Below are 21112 nucleotides of genomic sequence, written 5' to 3'. Positions count from 1 at the left end.
GGGATCCAATTCACTCTTTATAGGCGCAATATATTCTTGATTTGCGCAAAATCTATCTATTCCGTGAACAAGTCGCGGAAAGTAGGCTTGAAAAAATGAAATGCCAACAGCCTCTAGGTTCTGTGAACGAATTTTTAATCTATTGCAAATAAGTCGTCATTGCGAACGAAGTGAAGCAATCCATTACAGCGTGTTAGCGAAGATTTGATCTGGATTGCTACGCTAACACTCGCAATGAAGGTTTTTTATGCAATAACTAAATTTTGTTTACGGAACCTGGATAGACGCGATTTAATATTTGTTCTTGCTAAATTGAGTACATAGTTTTATAAAATTTTCATAGCGTCTCAATGATACCTCACCATTCTGTACTGCTGCAATTATGGCACAGTGCGGGGTGTCAACATGGGTGCAATTTCGAAATTTGCAACGAGACAGGAATGGTTTAAATTCAGTATAACCCTGGGCAAGCAGGGAGGATTCCATATCCCAGAGACTGAACTCTCTAACACCTGGTGAGTCGATTAAAGCACCACCGCTTGGTAAATGATAATAGCGCGAGTTGCTTGTAGTGTGTCGCCCTAGTTCACTGCCTTCAGAAAGCTCATTTGTCGCAATATCTTTTTCATGTGGAAGAATTCTTGAAATCATAGACGATTTTCCAACACCGGATTGCCCTACAAAAACATTAATTTGATGGTTCAGGCTTTGTTTGAGTTGTTCAAATCCAATGGATTCTTTTTTATTGGTCATGATGATGGGATAGCCTAAATTCTGATAATCATTGATTAATTGTGTTCTGATTTCATCGCAGGGAAGATCGGTTTTATTCAGGACAATCAACGCGTGAAGATGGAGGATTTCAGCCATAATGAGGTAACTGTCGAGCAATGGCCAGCTAATTTCAGGTTTAGGGGCTATTACAATAATGAGTTGAGTGATATTCGCAGCCACAGGTTTTTTTAAACCGGTGCTGGTAGGCCTTGCCAGGATACTTCCTCTGGGATAAAGACTGACTACTACACCTTGTTTTACTCCTTCCATTTGCCAGACAATTCGATCCCCAGCGACCAAGGTATCCAGATTGGGTCTGATCGAACATCGTATGCGATTTCCCTGATTGTCTTCAATTTCAACATGTCTGCTGAATCGAGTAATCACTAAACCATCAGCAAGAGAGTCAGGATTGTTTTCTTTTGCCTCTTGATAATTTTGCTGTATTTTTTCAATACGTGCGGTTTGTTGTTTATTGATTCGTCTTTTACTCATGGTATCGATCTATATTATAATTGTCTCGTTTATTAATGATACAGTATGAAGGTAAATCCTATTTAATGAAAGTCTACTTGGTGGGTGGAGCGGTTCGGGATCAATTATTAGGCATTCCAATTCAGGAGCGTGATTGGGTTGTGGTTGGTTCAACTCCAGAACAGTTGCTCAACATGAAGTTTAGGCAGGTAGGTCGTGATTTTCCAGTGTTTTTGCATCCTCAAACTAATGAAGAATACGCTTTGGCAAGAACGGAACGAAAATCAGCTCCAGGATATTATGGCTTTGAATGTGATTTTAGCTCCGAGGTCACTTTGGAGGAAGATCTGGCACGCCGTGATTTAACTATTAATGCCATGGCGATGGATGAGCAAGGCACGTTAATTGATCCGTATCACGGGCAAAGGGATATTGAACGTAAAATATTAAGGCATGTTTCTCCGGCTTTTATAGAGGATCCGGTACGGGTTCTCAGAGTCGCCCGTTTTGCTTCCCGATTTCATAGTCTAGGATTTACTCTGGCAAATGAAACGCGTTCTTTAATGTATGAGATGGTTAAACGAGGTGAGTTATCTCATCTGGTTCCTGAGCGAGTTTGGCAAGAGTTCCAAAGGAGCCTGGAAGAGAAAAATCCCGAGCAGTTTATTATTTCCTTGCGTTCTTGTGGCGCTCTTGAAGTGATTCTGCCTGAAATTAACTCATTGTTTGGGGTACCTAATCCCTATCAACATCATCCGGAAATAGATAGCGGGATCCATAGTTTATTGGTCTTGCAATCGGCGGTAGCCTTAAGCCCGGATCCTGTAATCCGTTTTGCTGCTTTGGTACATGATCTGGGTAAAGCCATGACGCCGATACGCGAATGGCCAAAACATTATATGCATGAAGAGACTGGAGTTGCTGTAATCGAAGCTTTGTGTATGCGATTGCGAATACCCAATGATTACCGTGTTTTGGCTACTCTTGTTTCACGGCATCATTTGACCATTCACCGTTTTTTCGAATTGCGAGCTAATACTATGGTGAATTTATTGGAGCGTACCGATGCATTTAGAAGGCCCAATCTGTTTCATCAATTATTGATCGCTTGCCAGGCGGATGTTGAGGGGCGTGGAAACTCGCTAGACTATAAACAAAGAGAATTATGGTCTAAAATTTTATCTGAATGTGTTAAAGTAACCCCCAAAGAGTTAATAGAGCAAGGCTATGAAGGAAAGGCCATCAAGGAGGCTTTGCATGCACGTCGTGTAGCCCGCGTAAAACAATTACTAAATTCCTGGAAATGAAATGAAAAATAATCACAATTTAATATGGATAGATTTAGAAATGACAGGATTGGATCCTGAGCAGGATAGAATTATTGAAATGGCAACTATTGTCACAGATCCTCACCTGAATATTTTAGCTGAAGGTCCTGTGATTGCTGTGTCTCAACCCAAAGCCCTGATTGATGGAATGGATGCATGGAATACAAGGCAACACAATCAGTCTGGTTTGGTAAAAAGGGTATTGGAAAGTCATATTGGTGAAGCCCAGGCAGAACAATTGACCATCGATTTTTTAAAACAATACCTGGATAAAGGTAAATCACCTATGTGTGGGAATAGTATTTGTCAGGACAGACGATTTTTATATAAATACATGCCTGAGCTGGCTGCTTTTTTTCATTATCGAAATCTGGATGTAAGCACTTTAAAGGAATTGGCTATTCGTTGGAGGCCTGAATTATTGAATGGAGTTGTTAAAGAATCCAAGCATCTTGCCTTGGATGATATTAAAGATTCAATTAATGAACTAGCATATTATCGTCAGCATTTCATCAACTTGCCGGAAGTAACAAAATGATACAAAGAGAACGACTGGAATTACCTAATGGAGCGAATAAATTACTATTGCATTCGTGCTGCGCCCCTTGTTCCGGAGAGGTAATGGAGGCACTGGTATTTTCTGAAATTGAATTCGCTATTTATTTTTACAATCCCAATATTCATCCGGTGCAAGAATATGAAATTAGAAAACAGGAAAATATAAAATTTGCGGAAAAACATCACATTCCTTTTATTGATGCTGATTATGATAAGGACAATTGGTTTGAGCGAGCCAAGGGCTTAGAGTGGGAGCCAGAGCGCGGTAAACGATGTACCATGTGTTTTGATATGCGTTTTGAACGAACCGCTTTATATGCTCATGAAAACGGATTTCCGGTTATCTGCAGTTCATTAGGGATCTCGCGCTGGAAGGATATGAATCAAATTAACGATTGTGGCGTTCGCGCAGCAAGCCATTATCCCGATTTGGTATATTGGACTTATAATTGGAGAAAAAATGGTGGTTCTGAACGAATGTATGCGATCGCTAAACGGGAAGAATTTTATAAACAGGAGTATTGTGGTTGTGTTTACTCCTTAAGAGACACCAATGCCTGGCGAAAACAAAAAACTCGTGACAGAATTAAAATAGGGATCAATTATTATACCGACGAGCAGTAATCACAAGGAGCATTATGAGCAAACATTCGCAAGAAGGATCACATAATCATCATGACCACCATGGTCATAATCACGGTGAGGTCACTTACAACAAGTCCTTTCTAATTGCGATTATTGCCAATAGTGTCTTTGTGGTTTTACAGATTATCTATGCCTATGTAGCCAACTCAACCAGTTTATTAGCTGATGCCTTTCATAATTTAGGTGATGTGCTTGGCTTGATTTTGGCTTGGATTGCTATTGGCTTGATGAGTCTTAAACCGACCAAAAAAGCAACTTATGGTTTGAAGAAAACGTCCATATTGGCTGCATTAGTCAACGGAGGCTTATTAATTTTTACTTGCGGCATAATCGCCACAGAAGCAATGTATAAATTACTTTCTCCCACGGAAATTCAAGCGGTGTCTGTAATGGTTGTTGCAGGGATTGGAATTGTTGTAAATGGTACTACGGCTCTATTATTTTTGCGCGGATCTGATGATCTCAACATTCGAGGCGCTTATTTGCATCTATTTTATGATGCGTTAGTTTCTGTTGGTGTGGTTATTTCTGCTGCATTATTGTATTGGACTGGTTGGTTATGGATAGATCCTGTTGTGGGCTTATTAATTGCCATGGTGATAATTAAGGGAACCTGGTCATTATTTGCCGATAGCTTTAGGCTCATTATTGATGGTGTTCCCAGGGGGATTTCTTGGGCGGCGGTAAGTGAGTTCCTTATTTCCTGGCCTGGAGTTCAGAGTATTCATGATTTGCATATCTGGGCTATGAGTACTAAAGAAAATGCACTTTCAGTACATCTTTATATGCCTGATGATATTTTAACGGACGAATCCAGAGCAGAAATGGTCGCGCAGCTCAGAAAACAATTCGGGATTCAACATGTGACGATTCAGACAGAAAAGACAGAAAAGGATTGTAATGATGCCTGTCATTCACCAATGACCTGGATTTAATGGGCTGAGTGAATTTGAAAATAATCTAGTAATTTATGGGTATAGGCAAAGAATCGGTTTTTAGTCAATTAAGGATAAGCAAAATCATTAATGTTAATGCCCAAAGACCAGTGCCAATGCACATTCCAAGCACGTATTGTAAGCCTTTTTCTATATAAGTGAGTTTTTTTTCCTGTTTCATTGTGTGCTTCCAGCATGAACATGTTCTGGGTTTAGATGATTCAAATTTGAATGAACTTTTCCTTGTGAGTGAGTATATACCCCAAAAGCAAAATAAAAGAATCCTAATAAAAATCCAGAAATAATGCCTGAATACAACCACGTTCTGTTACGCCATTTTGATTTCTTTACCATGATAAACCTTTATTTTCTCCATAGATAAGACATAAAATAATTTACAGACTTCTCAGATTTTAAGCTCAATGGGTTAGTTATAACATAGCCGTTGCTTATTGGCCAGTTGATGCGTCTGAACAACCATAGCCTAAGTGTCTCAATCTTAATTCAAATTGAGTGAGGGCTGCATCAAGACTTGTCTATCGCTATTTCCAATCCTTTCCTGAAACTCTGACATGCCATAAATGGGTCGTTTAGTTTTTCATACAGTTTACCCAGTTCATTGTAGGCGGGCGGCGTAGGATTTAGCTCAATGGATTGCTCTAAATATTGTTTCGCTTTTCCCCATAAATGTTGAGCTATGCTGAGTCGTCCCAGGCATAGATACAAGGGGGCTGAATGGGGATTTTTTTTAAGTAATGATTCAGCGAAGGATAATTGGTGTTCGTCACAGTAAAATAAACCATAGAGCTCTATGAGTTGCGAATCCATTTCTTTGCGCAGACAACGCCTTAATAATGCTTCTGCTTGAGCATATTCTTGCTTTTGATTTAAGTAACGAACGTATTCTGAGACTATATCAGAATTGTACGTTAAGGATTTGGGGAGTGAATTAAAAAGATTGGTTATTGCCTCAGATTGATGTTGCTTGGTTAAATCAATGATGGCTCGCTGATAAGTATTTTTTTGTAATTGTTCAAAAGCACTATCAGAAATCACATGATGCTTTTTTAAATCGGGTAATAGGGCTATTAATTGCGGCCAATCACGAACTTCTTCATAAAGATTCATCAATAATTTTAAAACATAGGGATGTCGTGGCGCTAAATCTTGTAAATGTCTTAAAGTGGCTAATGCCTGTTCCCATTGATGGTTTGCAAGCTGAAGTTGCGCCTGGGTTAATTCCACTGCAATTTTAGCCTCTGGCATGGATTGTTGTGCTTCACGTAAATAATGGTCTCGTAATTGACTGTCGCCCATTTTTTGCGCGGCACGCGCCGCTGTCAGGTAATTCAGCAAAGGGGTATCTGTATTGGGTAATGCCTGGATTAAATGGTTTTTTGCTTTTTGCCAATAGCCTTCACTGTATTCAATTAATCCTTTTCGAGTGGTCGCTTGAGCCTTTTGCGCCAACCGTCGGGAATTCCATTTACCAAGGGCTCCAGGGGTTTTAGCAATTTTATGACACAATTGTAAAACAATATGCAGTACCATAAACAGGAAAAGCAGGCCGAATAGCATGACCCATAATGTGGTTTCGATAGTCCAGTGATTAATTGCGATTAATACATAGCCCGGATCGTAATTGAGCTGAATTCCCAGATATACCGAACCTAATAAGATTAAAAATGCAACGAGAATTCGTATCATTATCAGTTCGCTCCCTTCTCGCTTTTATTTACATTATTGTCCTGCTGTTCAATTTGCTCAATGATTTGATTCAGTTGCGGCAGGGCTGAGCCTGTTACGGGTTTTTCCTGAATTAGTTTGATGTTTTGTAATTCGCTTATTTGTTTTAGCAAGGCCAGCGTTTCGGGTGCTTGCTCATCAAATATTCTTTTGATGTTACTACTGGCTTGTTTCAGCGATAATTGATAAACCTCGGTATTATTATTCAGTATTGCCCACTGTGCTTCCTGGAGATTCAGTCTGATGCTCTCTTTTAATGCAGATTCGAATAAGGGGGACATCAGAGGTTTGATCTGTTCATCAGTACGGCGGACAATGACCAGTTGTTCTAACAATTTGAGATTGTCTTTTAAACGTGATTTCCAGGTTGAGGCGTTTGATGATTGAGGGAGTTCTGTCTGACCTGTTACATTATTTTTTTCGAGGGGTGATTGAATGGTCAGATTGCTCACACTGAGTTGTGCTGCATCCAGCTGGCTTAGTAATCCTGGAATATCAATAGGTGGCATCGCTTTTAACTGAGCAATCTCTTTAGCGATTATTTGCCGAATTTCAAAAATCTGAGGAGCGTTTAATTGACTTAGCAATTTATCGGCTTGCTGAAGCAGCGAAATTGACGCATTGAAATTGTCACTCCAATGCGTATTGATTTGCGCTAATTCGAGATAATAACGTGCTTTGAGAAGAAGCCAGTCTTGATTTTGATACAGGCGTTGTTGCATGGCAACTTGAAGCTCTTTATTTAAACTATCGATTCGGCTTTGCAGTTCGCGTTGCTGTTCTCGTATTTTATTTTCTTTCTCAGTCAATTGATCCTGAATGTTGGATTGATTTTGCCCCAAGTCCTCAACCTGAGCCATCAGGGTTTTATTTTCATCGGCTAAATGCGATTGTAATTTTTTATTGGTCTGAGTGTTATAAAGATTAAAGGCTATTGCTGTAATGGCTAGAATTAGCGCAGCTTTTGCGAGTAAGGTATTGTTTTTATTGCAAGGACGATGATTGAGTTCTTGTACTGGATTATCCTGGGTACGGTCTGCCTCATGGTGTACTTGAGTTGTTTCTTTTTTTTCGTTTTCATTGCTATTGGTCATGGATTAATCCTTGATAATAATCAAACAATGCATTCATCATCCTGTCTGGATGACTTATTATAGTTTTCGTAATACCATTTAAAGCAGCTGAATGAGCAAGTCGTTCACTTAGAACAATAAAGGGTTTATTTTTCAGCCAGTAATGAGCGTCCTTGCAGAACATGTTAAAAAGGTTATGCATGGACTGTTCACTTGTTAACAGTATAATATCCACCAAATCTTCACGCCATAATGAATTGATCAGTTGATGATTCACTTCGGGCATTACTCGTTGGTACACTTCCAGGCTGAATAGATTGGCTCCCTTTTCCAATAGGCTTTGTTCAATGAGTTGCCTGCCTCCTACTCCCTTAAATAATAGCACGGTTTGATTTTTTAATTGTTGCAGACTGTTGAGTGCTAATAAATGTTCGCTATCGGGAACATCAGGAATCTCTTTGACTTCAATATGAAATTTGCTTAATTCTTTTGCACTCCCATGACCAATTGCGATGACATTAATATGCTCTGGCCACACTATATTATGACGTGCGAGTTGAGTAAAACAATATTGTACTGCGTTAGCGCTGATAAAGAGAGCATGATGTACTTTATTTAAATCGGGTAATGAGTTTATCCATTCCTGTTCCGTTGCAACTATTTCCAGAGTAGGGCATGGTATGGCGATTCCACCGGCTTCAGTGATTGCGCTGTTAAGGGTTTTAGCTTGTTCTTTGGGACGTGTATTCAAAACACGCAGCCCATGCAATGACTGACTCATGGAGCGATACGTTCCAGTAACTGTGCCGCGCCGTTCTTTAAGAGATTTTCGGTGCATTGCATTGCTAATTGATGAGCCTGATCCAGCGTTCCTGTTTGAGTATCGCAGATGATTTGAGACCCATTCAGGTTTAAAACTTTTGCTTTCAACAGGAGTTGAGTGTTTGAGGTCGGTTTACAAAAAACAGCTAATGGAACATGGCAATTACCGCCGAGTTGAGCATTTACCGTTCGCTCCGTCTGAACACACAGTGAGGTAAGTGGATCATTTAAAACGCTGATGATGTTTTGCATGTCGTGATCATCTGAACGGCTTTCAATACACAATGCGCCCTGACCGCATGCGGGTAACATCATGTCGTCGGACAGCAGTTCTGTAATGGAGTGCTCCAGTCCCATCCGCTCTAGACCCGCTGCTGCCAGGATAATGGCATCATATTCACCCGCTTCGAGTTTGGCGAGGCGGGTGTTGATGTTTCCTCGCAGGGTTTTAATTTGGAGATCGGGTCTGTAAGCCAGTAATTGCGATTGTCGCCTAAGACTCGATGTGCCTACAACAGCGTTTAGAGGAAGAGCATCACATTGGGAGAACCGAGAGCTAACCAGGGCATCATAAGGATTGTGTCGTTTACAAATTGCGGTCAAACTAAGCCCAGAGGGCAGTTCTGCGGGCATATCCTTTGTGGAGTGAACTGCAAAATCGGCTCTATTATCCAGCAAGGCCTCTTCAAGTTCTTTAACAAATAACCCTTTTCCGCCAGCCACTAATAATTTATCTTTAAGAAATTTGTCGCCTGAGGTTACCATGGGCAGTAATTCGATAGTCAAAGAAGGCCATTTCATTAAAAGGGTTTCTCTGATATGGTTTGCTTGCCATAGTGCCAGAGGGCTTTGACGTGTAGCGATGCGAATGGTTTTTTGCTTCATGGATTATCTGATGCTTGTAAAATAAGCGCTGATAATAGCATTGATTCGTTCTTTCTGCTAAGGGGATGTCGTTTGGCAAGCTCAGAATTATAGGGTGAGTTGAGCCTTTTAATTTCAATGTTCTGAGAAGTGATGTTGGGGTTCAATTGAGAGTTGCTCAACACATTTTATAAAAAGGGGAAGGGAGTAAACAATGTGGCAAGTTAAAAACATTGTAAAGCATTTAGACGAGTCCATGCAGCGGAGTCTTTCCAATTCTGCTCATCAATTGGTTGCTGTTGGCGCCATAGCTTTTTTAGGGTTTCCTTTTTTTTACCTGATTTGGGCATATTGGTTTCCTCAGCCTTATGAAAGTATGCTCTTGCGTCTTATTGGCAGTCTGTTAGGTCTGGGGTTAATGCTGACTCCATATTGGCCTGCCCAATGGAAGAATTATTTATCCTGGTATTGGTTTTTAACCTTATTGTTTACCTTACCGTTCTTTTTTACCTTTCTTTTTTTGATGAATCAAGCCAGCGTTATTTCCGCAATGTCCTTATTATGCAGTGTATTTTTGTTAGTATTGCTCGTGGATTTACTGAGCTTGACCATCTTATTGAATTTGGGCGTTGGTATGGCGTTAATAGGATACTACTGGCTCTCTCCGCATATTTATTTCGGAGAGGAACATATAGAAATGGCCTTAGTGATTGTCTTTACCATAATAGCCGGCTCCACTTTAAATTATAAAACTGCTATGTTGCAGCAACAGCGTTTGGCTGGAATGGCTGCTGCTGCGGGAATGATTGCTCATGAGTTGAGAACCCCATTATTAGGAATTAAAAGCGGTGCACAGGCATTGGTTCAATATTTACCTGGATTGATTCAGGGTTATCAACTTGCAAAAGAGCATCAGTTGATTCCTGCTCCCTTGAGAGAACGCCGACTGCTTCAACTTGAAGGGGTTAGTGATCGCATTGTCAGTGAGATTGATTACGCCAATACAATTATTGATATGTTGTTGGTTAAGGCGGGTCGAGAGAATACAATACACAATTGTATTATGGAAACGTGTTCCATGGCCGAGTGTTTAAGTGAAGCGATTTCTCGATATCCTTTTTTATCGCCAAGAGAGAGAACTTTAATTACCTGGGAAGGAGATTTTCAATTTAAAGGTTCGAAGTTGCTCATGGAGCATGTCTTATTTAATTTAATAAAAAATGCATTATATATGATTGCTACCGCCCAACGAGGAGAGATTCAAATTTGGACCGAATACGGTGATAAATTCAATTATTTGTACTTTAAGGACACTGCAAAAGGAATGACCAGCCAACAAGTTTCTCGTTTGTTTAACCATTTCTATACCACGACATTTATGGGGACTGGTCTTGGGCTGTCTTTTTGTAAATTGGTGATGAATGGTTTTGGGGGCAATATTACTTGTGACGCTGAAGAAGGAAATTACGCTTTATTCAGCTTGAGTTTTCCAATTATCGATTAATTTTTAATATTCTGGAGTAGAAAATGAAAGGCACTAAATTACCCTGTTTAATCTATCTGATATTTTTTATGTGTTGTTCGAATCTCTTGTACTCGGGATCTACGCCTGAATTTTCTATTATTCCTTCAGTTCCCAATGGCAATATTGTCAGGGTTCCAGCTAATGGTACGGGGAATGTAACTTATATCGTAACCAATAACACTAAACTATCCCGTCCGTTGATTATGGTACCCATGACTGGTATTAGTATGATTGGCGGGGGTGCAACGAACTGCGTTGATGCTTTTTTCTTGCTTGCACCAAATCAGTCTTGTGTATTGGAACTTGAAATCCAGGGAAGCCAAATACCCGGTACTGGATATTTTGGCGGACCAATAATATGCAAGAGAATTGATAAGGATAAGCCCGATCCTTTTTTATGCTCAGAACCTTTGCCCCAGAATGTTTTGAATATCTACATTACTGCGCGTGAATAGGGGGTATAGAAATTTTGGCAGGGTGGACTACCTGTGCCTGGAAATGCCATAAAAGTGCATTGTTGGCTTCAGCTGAACCAAGGACAATCTTTAATAGACCATTTGCACGGGTATTATCACGTTACTTGTGTATGCTTGGGAAGTAACGGCGTTATTGCTGATTGAACTAGAACGACGCCGTTATTAAAATGAACCGTCTTGCACTGATTTTAAGACTGTGATGAACGTAAAGATAGAGCAATAAAGATGTAGGTCCAGCCATTGACTATCATTTCGATGGCAATAAACAGCCCAATTACCCATAAGCCGCTAATAGGCCATTGCGCTAATATCAGAACCCCTAAAATAATTGCAGTGATACCTGCTAATAATAACCAACCCCATCCTTTGGAATCCCGCAACACTAAAGCCATTATAATTCGGGTAAATCCAATGACGATGAGTACAGAGGCTAAAATTCCTGTTATTAATGTTGATGCCAGGAATGGGTCATAAAATACCAGGCATCCTGCTGCAATGTAGAGCACAGCAATCAGGGCTTGCCAGATGATCCCTTTCCATTCTTTATGTTTAAATACATCAATAACATGAGTGATACCGGAGACGATTAGTAATGCGCCAAAAAAATACATGCTAACCAGTGTTAAACCAACTACCATGCCCAGACCGATACAGCCCAGAAAGAGAAAGAGTATTCCGAGCCCTAAAATCCAACCCCAGTTGCGCTTTAATTCACCGACTATTGGTTGATAAACGTCATTCGAATTAGCCATAAAAATATCCTTATTTAATTTCAGTACTTGTGAGCAGGATGACTTCGAATTTTAAGAAAAAAGTAATGAAGTCAATTTAATATAGCCTAGGGTCTGTTGACAATTCAAGTTTCGACGTCCAGCGACTTGTTCGCGGGATCCAATTCACTCTTTATAGGCGCAATATACTCTTGTTTTGCGCAAGATCTATCGATTCCGCGAACAAGTCGCGGAAAGTAGGCTTGAACATAATGAAATATCAACAGCCCCTAATATTCAAGGAGTTGTCGAATGTTCGTTTCGTCGTTCCCGGTTTTATATGATAGAAATTAGTTACTGATGATTAATGCATATAAATCGCAAATAATTTGGCTTAAGTAGTCAATCATGATATTTTATAGGCAGGTTTCGCCTTGTTTCTTGATTTAGTTTGTAAAGGATTTAGTGCGTTACAATAGGATTTGTTTTCATATCGTTTTGCTCAGGAGGAGCTATGCAACATTTCTCTATACCTACCTGTTACTTTCCAAGTACTGCGGTATTTGTAGATGATAGTCGCGATTTTTTGCTCAACTTTGTTTTGCATTTAGATGAAGGATTGGCTTATCGCGTTTTTGATTCTCCATTTAAAGCGTTGGAATGCATCCATAAAAAGCGTTGTGAGTTGGAGCTATTGAGCCAGCGCTGCATTAGTGAATATACAGAAGCTAAAAATTGTCCTTTGACAAATCATACAATCAATCTGGATTTAGCCGCTATTCATGCTGAAGTTTATAATTCGAGACGATTTTCGGAAATATCCGTAGTCGTTGTTGATTACGCTATGCCAGGAATGGATGGCCTGGAGTTTTGCAGACGAATTGAAGATACCAATATAAAAAAAATCTTGTTAACAGGACAGGCTGATGAAAAACTGGCGATTGAAGCCTTTAATGAAGGTTTGATACATCGCTACATTAAAAAAAGTGATCCCGATGTGGCTGGGCTGATCATCAAGAGCATTCATGATTTGCAATTACAGTACTTCCAAAGTATGTCCGATATGGTTGTTCGTATGCTCTCGGTCACTTCGCCAAGCTGTCTTCATGATAAAAAATTTGCTGAATTATTTTGGGATTTGTGTAAAAAGAAAGGGATAGTGGAATTTTATCTCGCTGATAATTCAGGTAGTTTTTTCATGTTGGATGATGACGCCAATATCAGTTTTTTAATTGTAAAAAATGAAGCCGATATGCGCCTTCATTATGATTTGGCGCTGGATAATGGAGCCAGTGAAGAGGTTCTGGACCAATTACTCAGTGGAGAGAAAATTCCTTGTTTTTGGCAGTCTAATTCAGTGACGCCACAATGGAACGAATGGACCAATTGTCTGGTCCCAGCTCGTAAATTTGTTTCCGATGAAACCTATTACTATGCTTATGTGCAAGGTGCTGTTTTATTCGATGTTCGCCTGGATAAAATTTTATCCTATCATCAATATCTTGAAGAGTTAGATGCTGAGGAGATGTTCCTTACTTAATACTCCCCATTAAAAAAAGGAATATCTCGTTGATGCGCTACTAACTTGAGCAAGCAGTCTATCACTCGGAGAAGATCCCTTTTTTCGTGGTTGGAACTAAGGGATAAACGTATCAATGCTCTGTTCTTGGGGGTGGCAGGTGAACAAAATACAGCTCCAAAAATATCTTCCTTTTCCAGTTCATTGCGCAACCAAATCGTATTTGCTTCGTTTCCCGTCATAATTGGAATGATTTGTGACTCACTATCGCCAATATCAAAACCGTTTGCTGACAGGGCTTCTCGTAAAAACGTTGCGTTTGCATGCAATTTCTCTCGGCGCCATTCATCCCTGGAAATAATTTCCAGAGAAGATGAAAATCCAGCCAAATCATGAGGAACCAATGCTGAACTGAATATTGCTGGCAGGGAGGAATAGCGTACAAATTCAATTAATCGTTTTTTCCCGGCAATTAATCCACCTCTCCCTGAAAATGCTTTTGCCAAACTTGCGGTGATTACATCAACCTGATCGGACAGTCCTAGCAGGGTAACCAATCCTTTTCCACTTGGCCCATAAGTTCCAAGGGAATGCGACTCATCAACAATTAACAGGCAATCGTATTTTTTGGCAATTTTGACAAATTCCGAGAGGGGGCTAATTGTTCCTGTCGTGCTGTATATCGAGTCAATTGCAATAATCCCAGGTCCATGTCGCTCCAATCTTTTTATTAATGATTCTGTCGAATTATGTTGAAACGGAATGGGTTTGGCGTTAGCCGCTTTAACTCCGGCCCAAAAAGACATGTGGGTATAGAAATCTAGATATACTGGTGTATTTCGTTTGGCCAGAGCTTGAATGATCCCTACATTGGAACACCAGCCTGATTGAGTAAGCAAGCTTGAGGGATAGTTTAAAAAGGTGCTGAACTGTTGTTCGCAATTATCCAGCAATTGGCTATTGTTACTCAAAAACACGGCTGATTGCATTTGGCCATTACCGTATTTTCGCATGGCGTCCATCTGAGCATTAATTAATTCGGGATGCTGGCTAATATGTAAATAGTCATTACTTGAAAAAATAAGCGCGGTGGGAGTAGGGGTTTTTCCATTAAGAATATGCCGACCTTGCCATGACTTTTTCACTCGATCTTCGAAATAGTGTTCCATCGCATCGTTGATGAATTCAGGGTAGCGTTCGGTTTCTACATCTGATTCCCAAATCGATGACGCTGAATGATTATTTTCTGTACTGTTATCTTGAATTCCCATCCCTAGCTCAGCTTCTTGTCCATTGGCGGCAGTGTAACATGGCTTTAGCCGTTCCCCCAATAATCCTGTAAATGGAGGACGCAAATCTGACTTTTCCTCAAGATTTCATAAGTGAGACCAAGAGTCAGATGGTACACATCGAACTTGCGGCAGAAGTGGGACTTTAGTCGTTTTTTGCAGAACTTAGAGCGCATTTTTCTGCCGTCTTCTTTAAATGATGCTGGAAAAAAGCGTCACTTGTCGGTATGATTTTTAAATTGTAATCGAGAGGGCGCATTAATGAGGTTGATTAGCGTAGCGCTGTTAACAGCTTGTTCATTTTCTATTTTTGCATTGGATGATGTCGATAGGCAGCAAATACAACAAAGAATTCAACCCATAGGTAAAGTGCGTATTCAGGAACAAGGTAATGATACTTCTGGAGCCGGGGCGGTGGATAAGGCATCAACAACTGTAGAAGCTAAAGAACCAGGCCAGGAGACTTACGAACAATATTGCACTGTTTGTCATCGTGATGGACTAGCCGGGGCACCCAAATTTCGCGATGAAAAAGATTGGAAGCCTCGATTGGCAGGTAGGACGATTGATGAACTGGTTGCCTCAGCCATTAAAGGATTAAATGCTATGCCAGCAAAAGGAACTTGCGTTGAATGTACCGAAGCAGAGCTTAAAGCGGCTGTCCAGTATATGTTGCCAAAATCATGACTAAATTTGCCTATAGAAAAATTCAATCGTTTCTGGCATTGATCACGCTTTTTGTATTAATGTCTTCCCTTTATTTTCAATATATAGTCGGTCTTCAGCCCTGTCCACTATGCCTAATGCAACGTCTTTGTGTCTTTTTGTTGTTGGGAATTATGGGACTGAGTCTGGGCACTCTGAAAAAGGCTCATTTTGTCAGCTTGTTACAGATTATCGTCGCCTGTGCCGGTCTGTTTTTTTCGCTAAGACAGTTGTGGTTGCAATCACTTCCTGCAGATCAGGCCCCAGCCTGCATGCCTGGCCTGGATGTATTAATCCGTTATTTTCCCTGGCAATCTGTCGCTAAAGCATTATTTTGGGGGTCCGGAGATTGTGCAGAAACCACCTGGAGTCTGTTGGGTATTTCCATGCCGGGATGGGTCAGTTTGTATTTTCTTTTTATGGCCATTACAGGATTATTCTTGTTTCTACGAACACGCTCTTCCATTTATTAACTGGTAATCATGATTTGATTTGGCTATGATTGCTCTTTTTTTGAGTTGTCTTTTTTAGATGAATAAATTCTCTTGTGAAGTGCTGCACCGGCATGCCGGTACTAAAGCACGTGTTACCCGTGTTACGACCCCTCATGGCGAGTTCATTACTCCGGTGTTTATGCCCGTTGGAACTCGTGCCGGAGTAAATAACATGACTCCAGGAGAGTTGCTGGCTGCTGGCAGTCAGATTATTTTAGGCGGCAATACCTATCATATGCTGTGCGCTCCAGGAATGAACGTAATAGAAAAAGCGGGGGGGATGCATCCGTTTATGGGATGGCATGGTCCGATGTTAACTGATAGCGGTGGTTTTCAGGTCTTCAGTTTATCTAAAAATAAAGAGATTTGTACCATTGATGAAGAAGGGGCTCATTTTAAACTTCCTGGCAGTCAGGGACTGATTCATATGACTCCCGAGATGTCGTTGGAAACACAAAAAATTATTGGTGCAGACATTATCATGGCCTTTGATCAATGTACTCCCGACAGTTGCACCAAGGATGAAGTCGCTCATATTATGTCTCGTACCCATCGCTGGTTAAAACAGTCGGTTAATTATCATCTCGAGCATCCAGCGTCACGTTATGGGAATCAACAAGCTTTATTTGGGATTGTTCAGGGCGGCATTTTCGAAGATTTGAGGCGGGAATGCGCTGATTTTGTTGCATCAATGAATACAGACGGAATTGCAATAGGCGGTGAGACTATAGGGTTTGATATGAAGACTACAGTTGAGGTTATCCGCTGGGTTCGTGATTTTTTGCCTGAACATAAGCCTCGTTACACAATGGGGGTGGGTATGTCACCTCAGGATCTTTTGGATGTAGTTGCAGAGGGAATTGATATGTTTGATTGTGTCGCCCCTACACGCAATGCAAGGCATGGGGCGTTATATTGTGGTGAGTTGGTACAAGAGGGAAATTGGTTACGTTTTTCCAGTGAATACGAGAATGAACGAATTCAAATAAAAAAATCATGTTTTGCAGATGATTTGTCCCCTGTAATGGCGAGTTGCTCTTGTTATACCTGCCTCAATTATTCACGGTCGTATTTGCATCATTTATTTAAAAGAAAAGCCAATTTATTTACGGCTCTGGCCAGCATTCATAATATCCATGTATTGCATGATGTTTGTGCTAAAATGCGGGCTTTAGTAATAAATTGCTCATAATTTAAGATTTAACAGGAGATATAATGGTTGTAATTAGCACATCTAAAGGTGATATTCATTTACAGTTAGATACAGAGGGTACTCCAGGAACAGCAGAAAATTTTCTGAACTACGTTCGAAGCGGTTTTTACAATGATACGATCTTTCATCGGGTTATTGACGGATTTATGATTCAGGGCGGAGGCTTAAATGCGGATATGCAGCAAAAGCCAACCGAAGAACCCATTAAAAATGAAGCCAAAAATGCCAAGCCTAATAAGCGTGGAACCATAGCAATGGCAAGAACCATGGATCCTCATTCTGCTACCGCTCAATTTTTTATTAACGTGGCGGATAATGGTTTTCTTAATTACAGTGGCGATCATGCTCAAGTCTTTGGTTATTGTGTGTTTGGTGAAGTGGTTGAGGGTATGGATGTTGTCGATGCGATTGCAAAGGTAAAAACAGGACAGAAAATGGGGCATGGCGATGTGCCTTTAGAAGAAGTGAGCATCATTTCAATCAAAGAAGTTTAATAAGTTTTTTTCTCAGTAAAAAATAAAATTTATAAGGTGAACCATCTGAGGTTCACTTTTCCCTGCAAGCGAAGTGATGCTTGTGCGCGACGACCTAAACAGCTCCCATCGTCCCTCGCAACTTCACGGCTCTTCATCTCCGCGTTACCCAATACGTAACCCTTCGCTTTACCTCCTCGTCACCCTCCGCGAAAGCGGAGGGTCTATAGCAGCTCACCAAGTTTCTCCTGATTCTGCCCCCACGTTTTCGTGGAGGGTGACGGGAACTGAGGGTGATGAAGCAGGCGAAGGAGAGTCGCGTGAATTTGCGAGAATCTATTGGAGCGACACAAGGACGAATTTTTTGCTACTCAATTACCAATGCCATTGATTTGGGCTAAAACGTTATTCCAGTTATTTCTTTTTTCGCTTTTTTATACTTTCTGAATAATCAAAGATTGGTATTTCTATATGAAAGAAAATTGCCAATAACCGCGCTGTAAAAATGCTAATCAGAGTAATCAAGATATTCAGGTTATGTGGAACCTGAAAATGCGCAAGAGTAATAAATAACACCGCACCACCAAGAGCAATTACAGCATATAATTCTTTTCTCAGTACTAAAGGAATATCATTACATAAAATATCTCGTAACATCCCCCCACAAATACCCGTTAACATCCCGCTGATTACTGCCACGCTAGGCGACATTCCGTGAGAAAGGACTTTTTGCGTACCAATGATAACGAAAGCAGACAGACCAAGAGCATCAAGAATTAAAAATACTTTCATGATTCTGACCAGGGAATGAGCAATAAAGATAGTCAAAAATGCACATAATGAGGTGTACAATAAATACTCTGGATGAGCGACCCAAGTGATTGGGTAGGTGTTAAATAGCGCATCTCTTACCGTGCCTCCGCCTAACGCGGTAATACAGGCTATAAGCATCACACCAAAAAAGTCCATTTTTTTTCGCCCGGCAGCTAACGCACCAGTTATCGCCTCTACACAAATGCCCAAAAGAAAAAGGTAATGGAGTAGCATAGGATTCAATGTTATGAAAAAAAACAATGATAACACTATTAAAACAAATGGCGAAATACTGTGCTTCAACTAGAATTATACATAAGAACTATTTTCTACCTGGAGGGCATCGATGGAACCGGATACTCATAGTCACACGCAATTGGTTCACTCAAAATTGGATAAATCATTACCTGAGAATATTATTAATCTTGAACGGAGCTTAAGGGGGTTACGAGCTGAAATTGATGTGAAAATTCATAATTTTTCTGCATATGAAGGTGAAAATCGAGTAGCCTATTTAACCAGCCTCAGTTCCATTGCAAAAGAACTGGATGATGCCATTGCTGGTTTAGATACGCTAATCAATTTGGCGAACTCTCAAAGCGATGAGGAAAAACAAACATTTTATCAAAGTGAAACTATGCAGAAATTTTATAGCATCATAACAGAGCAATTAAATGAAATGTCACAATTAAGGAAGAGACTTTAAATCAGTAGTCCCTAATCTCTTCGATAAATGGTGTTTTCAATTTCGTCCTTTGGTGAGGAGCGCTAACACCCTTAAGGTTCATTATATTGGTTTTTGATATTGAACAGTAAAAACAGGGTTTTCCGAGTCCATCTGCGCAATTTGATAATTGTTTATACCTTTTCGATAACGACGAGCCAGAAAGCGAACATTAATCAGGACTGTAGTTGCCAGTACCATGATAATTATGCACGGTGAACTGGGCATATGCGTTGTTCTCGCCAAATAGTCAGCTAACAGGGGAGGCAGGCCAGCAGCCAAACTTGCAGATATTGAATAGACAATAGAAAGAGCCGTACACCGTATTTGTAATGGGAATAACTCCGTCAAAAGGACAGTCGATACACTGTAATAACAGGCACAGGGAATGGAGATTATTAACTGCATTAAAATAAAGTACCCGGCATTACCGTAATTGATCATGTGCATAAATGGGTAGGTCATAACCAGTAATCCACTGCTGGCAAAAATTAACATTTTTAAACGGTCGTGTTTATCTGATAACCAGCCAAACAGCGGAATAAGCAGGGTGACACATAATAAAGAGAAAATATTGGACATCATAATCAGGTTACGCGGTATGTGAGCATATTGAATGGCGTGCAAAGGGATATACAAGTAAAAGAAAAATCCTGTTGTAACGGATAAAAAGACAGAGAAAAATGCAAAGTAAAACATAAATGGGTATTTTTTTACAAAATCAAGTGATTGTTTATAGATATCACGTGTTGACGGTTTTTTTCTATTTGCGTAATAAATAATATAGGCCAAGCTTTCCGGCATTTTTGCACGGATATAAAAACCAATCAGGGTCGTCAGTAAAGCGAATAAAAATGGAATACGCCATAAATTATTAAGATCTGGATTGGTTTTTGAATAGTAATGGAAAAGCTCTGCCACCAGGCATGCGACCAAATACCCGGCTTTTACACCAACTGATGACCAGCATCCTCTAAAACCCCGCTGACTGGTATCGCCACTTTCAACCAGTAATGAAGATGAATTTAAAAATTCAGAACCGATAGCCATGCTCTGGATTATCCTAAAAGCTAACAAGCAGCCCGCAGCCATGATGCCAATTCGGTCATAAGCGGGTATAACACCAATCAGGGCGGTAGAGATACCCATAATGAGAATTGAACCCATTAGAACATTCTTTCTACCATAGAGATCAGAAAGTAGCCCAAGGATAAATGCTCCTATTGGTTTCGCCAGATAAGCGATAAAAATAAGAGAGAGCATTACAGTGGGTTTTCCCTTCGTGTCGCCTAACAAATTGCGGGATAGTTCGGCTGATAGGAAATAACAGATGGACATATCGTAAGCTTCTACAATATTTCCCATCAGTCCGCCTAATATTACTTTATTTTGATGTTTCATAATGAACCTGTAGCGGTAAATTCTGTGCTGACAAAGAGTCACAATAGTTAAATAATGGATTAAGCATATTTGAACAGTATTGGCCAATCTTATAAAAATCATCATGTTGGCTAGTGAACAGTTCTTGTGTATGAGGGCATGATTTACGACTAGCCAAAGAATAGATAACGTAGTCATTATCAATTTTTGCCGCCATTGATAATCCTATCGGGAATGCATGTTTAATCTGTTTAAGGTAATACAGTTCATCATATCGCTCCGGTATATATAATGTTTGCCAGCTAGCCTGAGCTCCCAATTGAAACCATTCAGGATCGTAGGTTTGATCAAAATGCCAAAGTGAGCTGCTGAACAAATTAAATTCCATAGAGGGGGTGGAGGATAAGGAAACCAGCTCATTCCGTTCATTAATCCGAGTTAAGGCAATGTGATGAATTTCATGTATTCCCAATACATCCCTGAATACGTTTGAAAGTTTACTTTTGAATGCAAATAGAATTTCCAGATGCTGTGGGTGGAGCATCAGTTTACGGCTATGTTCCATGAATACT

At 40.2% G+C, this 21112-nt stretch carries 23 protein-coding genes; 12 read left to right on the top strand and 11 right to left on the bottom strand.

Annotated features, from left to right (window positions below; translation table 11 throughout):
• Positions 1–291: 291 nt before the first annotated feature.
• A complete protein-coding gene (gene rsgA / locus G543_RS0104015) occupies positions 292–1269 on the bottom strand; it encodes a small ribosomal subunit biogenesis GTPase RsgA (RefSeq protein ID WP_028383393.1) in 978 nt (325 codons plus the stop codon).
• 65 nt (positions 1270–1334) lie between these two features.
• Between rsgA and G543_RS0104010 the strand changes: the two genes are divergently transcribed.
• Genes G543_RS0104010 through G543_RS0103995 form a run of 4 tightly spaced genes read left to right on the top strand, consistent with a single transcriptional unit; the run spans position 1335 to position 4714 of the window.
• Positions 1335–2555, top strand: coding sequence for a multifunctional CCA addition/repair protein (locus G543_RS0104010; protein WP_028383392.1), 1221 nt, complete (start codon positions 1335–1337; stop codon positions 2553–2555).
• A 1-nt stretch (position 2556) separates the two neighbouring features.
• Positions 2557–3114, top strand: coding sequence for an oligoribonuclease (orn, locus tag G543_RS0104005; RefSeq protein ID WP_028383391.1), 558 nt, complete (start codon positions 2557–2559; stop codon positions 3112–3114).
• Positions 3111–3758 carry an epoxyqueuosine reductase QueH gene (locus G543_RS0104000; RefSeq protein WP_028383390.1) on the top strand — a complete coding sequence of 216 codons (648 nt, stop codon included), beginning with the start codon at positions 3111–3113 and terminating at the stop codon, positions 3756–3758. The genes orn and G543_RS0104000 overlap by 4 nt, the downstream gene beginning before the upstream one ends.
• Positions 3759–3772: 14 nt before the next feature.
• Positions 3773–4714, top strand: a complete 942-nt coding sequence (locus G543_RS0103995; protein ID WP_028383389.1) for a cation diffusion facilitator family transporter — start codon at positions 3773–3775, stop codon at positions 4712–4714.
• 177 nt (positions 4715–4891) lie between these two features.
• On the opposite strand, the gene G543_RS18915 is transcribed toward G543_RS0103995, so the two are convergent.
• The 5 genes from G543_RS18915 to hemC all read right to left on the bottom strand — a co-directional run bounded on the left by G543_RS18915 (position 4892) and on the right by hemC (position 9240).
• Positions 4892–5068 carry a hypothetical protein gene (locus G543_RS18915; RefSeq protein ID WP_155824908.1) on the bottom strand — a complete coding sequence of 59 codons (177 nt, stop codon included), beginning with the start codon at positions 5066–5068 and terminating at the stop codon, positions 4892–4894.
• Positions 5069–5239: 171 nt separating this feature from the next.
• On the bottom strand, positions 5240–6421 hold the full coding sequence (locus tag G543_RS0103980; RefSeq protein ID WP_028383388.1) for a heme biosynthesis HemY N-terminal domain-containing protein: 1182 nt from the start codon (positions 6419–6421) through the stop codon (positions 5240–5242).
• A 2-nt stretch (positions 6422–6423) separates the two neighbouring features.
• Complete coding sequence (locus G543_RS0103975) at positions 6424–7554, bottom strand: uroporphyrinogen-III C-methyltransferase (RefSeq protein ID WP_028383387.1); 1131 nt, start codon at positions 7552–7554, stop codon at positions 6424–6426.
• Complete coding sequence (locus G543_RS0103970) at positions 7544–8314, bottom strand: uroporphyrinogen-III synthase (RefSeq protein WP_028383386.1); 771 nt, start codon at positions 8312–8314, stop codon at positions 7544–7546. The genes G543_RS0103975 and G543_RS0103970 overlap by 11 nt, the downstream gene beginning before the upstream one ends.
• A complete protein-coding gene (gene hemC / locus G543_RS0103965) occupies positions 8311–9240 on the bottom strand; it encodes a hydroxymethylbilane synthase (RefSeq protein ID WP_028383385.1) in 930 nt (309 codons plus the stop codon). The genes G543_RS0103970 and hemC overlap by 4 nt, the downstream gene beginning before the upstream one ends.
• Before the next feature lie 193 nt (positions 9241–9433).
• On the opposite strand from hemC, the gene G543_RS0103960 reads away from it, so the two are divergent.
• Both G543_RS0103960 and G543_RS0103955 read left to right on the top strand, forming a co-directional pair.
• On the top strand, positions 9434–10723 hold the full coding sequence (locus tag G543_RS0103960; protein ID WP_028383384.1) for a sensor histidine kinase: 1290 nt from the start codon (positions 9434–9436) through the stop codon (positions 10721–10723).
• Between the two features lie 23 nt (positions 10724–10746).
• Positions 10747–11199 carry a hypothetical protein gene (locus G543_RS0103955; RefSeq protein WP_028383383.1) on the top strand — a complete coding sequence of 151 codons (453 nt, stop codon included), beginning with the start codon at positions 10747–10749 and terminating at the stop codon, positions 11197–11199.
• Positions 11200–11408: 209 nt separating this feature from the next.
• Here G543_RS0103955 and G543_RS0103950 read toward each other — a convergent pair whose 3' ends face one another.
• Complete coding sequence (locus tag G543_RS0103950) at positions 11409–11972, bottom strand: HdeD family acid-resistance protein (protein WP_028383382.1); 564 nt, start codon at positions 11970–11972, stop codon at positions 11409–11411.
• Between the two features lie 472 nt (positions 11973–12444).
• Here G543_RS0103950 and G543_RS0103945 point away from each other — a divergent pair, with 472 nt between their 5' ends.
• Entirely contained in the window at positions 12445–13470 is a 1026-nt protein-coding gene (locus tag G543_RS0103945) for a response regulator (protein ID WP_028383381.1), read from the top strand.
• Here G543_RS0103945 and cqsA read toward each other — a convergent pair.
• Positions 13467–14804, bottom strand: a complete 1338-nt coding sequence (cqsA, locus tag G543_RS17015) for an alpha-hydroxyketone-type quorum-sensing autoinducer synthase (protein ID WP_238584723.1) — start codon at positions 14802–14804, stop codon at positions 13467–13469. The two genes, G543_RS0103945 and cqsA, sit on opposite strands and share 4 nt — an antisense overlap.
• Before the next feature lie 195 nt (positions 14805–14999).
• Here cqsA and G543_RS0103935 point away from each other — a divergent pair, with 195 nt between their 5' ends.
• From G543_RS0103935 to G543_RS0103920, 4 genes are read left to right on the top strand one after another with little or no spacing between them, the layout of a single operon-like run.
• A complete protein-coding gene (locus G543_RS0103935) occupies positions 15000–15425 on the top strand; it encodes a c-type cytochrome (RefSeq protein ID WP_028383380.1) in 426 nt (141 codons plus the stop codon).
• Positions 15422–15916 carry a disulfide bond formation protein B gene (locus tag G543_RS0103930; protein WP_028383379.1) on the top strand — a complete coding sequence of 165 codons (495 nt, stop codon included), beginning with the start codon at positions 15422–15424 and terminating at the stop codon, positions 15914–15916. Before G543_RS0103935 ends, G543_RS0103930 begins: the two co-directional genes overlap by 4 nt.
• Positions 15917–15974: 58 nt before the next feature.
• Complete coding sequence (gene tgt / locus G543_RS0103925) at positions 15975–17129, top strand: tRNA guanosine(34) transglycosylase Tgt (RefSeq protein WP_028383378.1); 1155 nt, start codon at positions 15975–15977, stop codon at positions 17127–17129.
• A gap of 23 nt (positions 17130–17152) precedes the next feature.
• Complete coding sequence (locus tag G543_RS0103920; protein ID WP_028383377.1) at positions 17153–17644, top strand: peptidylprolyl isomerase; 492 nt, start codon at positions 17153–17155, stop codon at positions 17642–17644.
• A 393-nt stretch (positions 17645–18037) separates the two neighbouring features.
• Here G543_RS0103920 and G543_RS0103915 read toward each other — a convergent pair whose 3' ends face one another.
• Positions 18038–18670: a trimeric intracellular cation channel family protein gene (locus G543_RS0103915; protein WP_028383376.1), complete on the bottom strand. Its 633-nt coding sequence runs from the start codon at positions 18668–18670 to the stop codon at positions 18038–18040.
• Positions 18671–18782: 112 nt separating this feature from the next.
• On the opposite strand from G543_RS0103915, the gene G543_RS0103910 reads away from it, so the two are divergent.
• Positions 18783–19142 carry a hypothetical protein gene (locus G543_RS0103910; protein WP_028383375.1) on the top strand — a complete coding sequence of 120 codons (360 nt, stop codon included), beginning with the start codon at positions 18783–18785 and terminating at the stop codon, positions 19140–19142.
• A gap of 81 nt (positions 19143–19223) precedes the next feature.
• On the opposite strand, the gene G543_RS17010 is transcribed toward G543_RS0103910, so the two are convergent.
• Both G543_RS17010 and G543_RS0103900 read right to left on the bottom strand, forming a co-directional pair.
• Positions 19224–20561 (bottom strand): MFS transporter, encoded by a 1338-nt coding sequence (locus tag G543_RS17010; protein WP_051190569.1) that lies wholly within the window; start codon positions 20559–20561, stop codon positions 19224–19226.
• The gene (locus tag G543_RS0103900; RefSeq protein ID WP_028383374.1) at positions 20545–21105 is read right to left on the bottom strand and encodes a hypothetical protein; all 561 of its coding nucleotides are present in this window, start codon (positions 21103–21105) and stop codon (positions 20545–20547) included. The genes G543_RS17010 and G543_RS0103900 overlap by 17 nt, the downstream gene beginning before the upstream one ends.
• Between the last annotated feature and the right edge of the window lie 7 nt (positions 21106–21112).

This window comes from Legionella moravica DSM 19234 (assembly GCF_000423305.1).
In the GTDB taxonomy this organism is placed as follows: Bacteria; Pseudomonadota; Gammaproteobacteria; order Legionellales; family Legionellaceae; genus Legionella; species Legionella moravica.
This window is presented reverse-complemented; position numbering and strand designations above follow the sequence as displayed.

Coding starts and splice junctions, on each gene's coding strand:
- rsgA (WP_028383393.1), bottom strand. CDS start 1,269: ATGAGTAAAAGACGAATCAATAAACAACAAACCGCACGTATTGAAAAA.
- G543_RS0104010 (WP_028383392.1), top strand. CDS start 1,335: ATGAAAGTCTACTTGGTGGGTGGAGCGGTTCGGGATCAATTATTAGGC.
- orn (WP_028383391.1), top strand. CDS start 2,557: ATGAAAAATAATCACAATTTAATATGGATAGATTTAGAAATGACAGGA.
- G543_RS0104000 (WP_028383390.1), top strand. CDS start 3,111: ATGATACAAAGAGAACGACTGGAATTACCTAATGGAGCGAATAAATTA.
- G543_RS0103995 (WP_028383389.1), top strand. CDS start 3,773: ATGAGCAAACATTCGCAAGAAGGATCACATAATCATCATGACCACCAT.
- G543_RS18915 (WP_155824908.1), bottom strand. CDS start 5,068: ATGGTAAAGAAATCAAAATGGCGTAACAGAACGTGGTTGTATTCAGGC.
- G543_RS0103980 (WP_028383388.1), bottom strand. CDS start 6,421: ATGATACGAATTCTCGTTGCATTTTTAATCTTATTAGGTTCGGTATAT.
- G543_RS0103975 (WP_028383387.1), bottom strand. CDS start 7,554: ATGACCAATAGCAATGAAAACGAAAAAAAAGAAACAACTCAAGTACAC.
- G543_RS0103970 (WP_028383386.1), bottom strand. CDS start 8,314: ATGAGTCAGTCATTGCATGGGCTGCGTGTTTTGAATACACGTCCCAAA.
- hemC (WP_028383385.1), bottom strand. CDS start 9,240: ATGAAGCAAAAAACCATTCGCATCGCTACACGTCAAAGCCCTCTGGCA.
- G543_RS0103960 (WP_028383384.1), top strand. CDS start 9,434: ATGTGGCAAGTTAAAAACATTGTAAAGCATTTAGACGAGTCCATGCAG.
- G543_RS0103955 (WP_028383383.1), top strand. CDS start 10,747: ATGAAAGGCACTAAATTACCCTGTTTAATCTATCTGATATTTTTTATG.
- G543_RS0103950 (WP_028383382.1), bottom strand. CDS start 11,972: ATGGCTAATTCGAATGACGTTTATCAACCAATAGTCGGTGAATTAAAG.
- G543_RS0103945 (WP_028383381.1), top strand. CDS start 12,445: ATGCAACATTTCTCTATACCTACCTGTTACTTTCCAAGTACTGCGGTA.
- G543_RS0103935 (WP_028383380.1), top strand. CDS start 15,000: ATGAGGTTGATTAGCGTAGCGCTGTTAACAGCTTGTTCATTTTCTATT.
- G543_RS0103930 (WP_028383379.1), top strand. CDS start 15,422: ATGACTAAATTTGCCTATAGAAAAATTCAATCGTTTCTGGCATTGATC.
- tgt (WP_028383378.1), top strand. CDS start 15,975: ATGAATAAATTCTCTTGTGAAGTGCTGCACCGGCATGCCGGTACTAAA.
- G543_RS0103920 (WP_028383377.1), top strand. CDS start 17,153: ATGGTTGTAATTAGCACATCTAAAGGTGATATTCATTTACAGTTAGAT.
- G543_RS0103915 (WP_028383376.1), bottom strand. CDS start 18,670: ATGCTACTCCATTACCTTTTTCTTTTGGGCATTTGTGTAGAGGCGATA.
- G543_RS0103910 (WP_028383375.1), top strand. CDS start 18,783: ATGGAACCGGATACTCATAGTCACACGCAATTGGTTCACTCAAAATTG.
- G543_RS17010 (WP_051190569.1), bottom strand. CDS start 20,561: ATGAAACATCAAAATAAAGTAATATTAGGCGGACTGATGGGAAATATT.
- G543_RS0103900 (WP_028383374.1), bottom strand. CDS start 21,105: ATGGAACATAGCCGTAAACTGATGCTCCACCCACAGCATCTGGAAATT.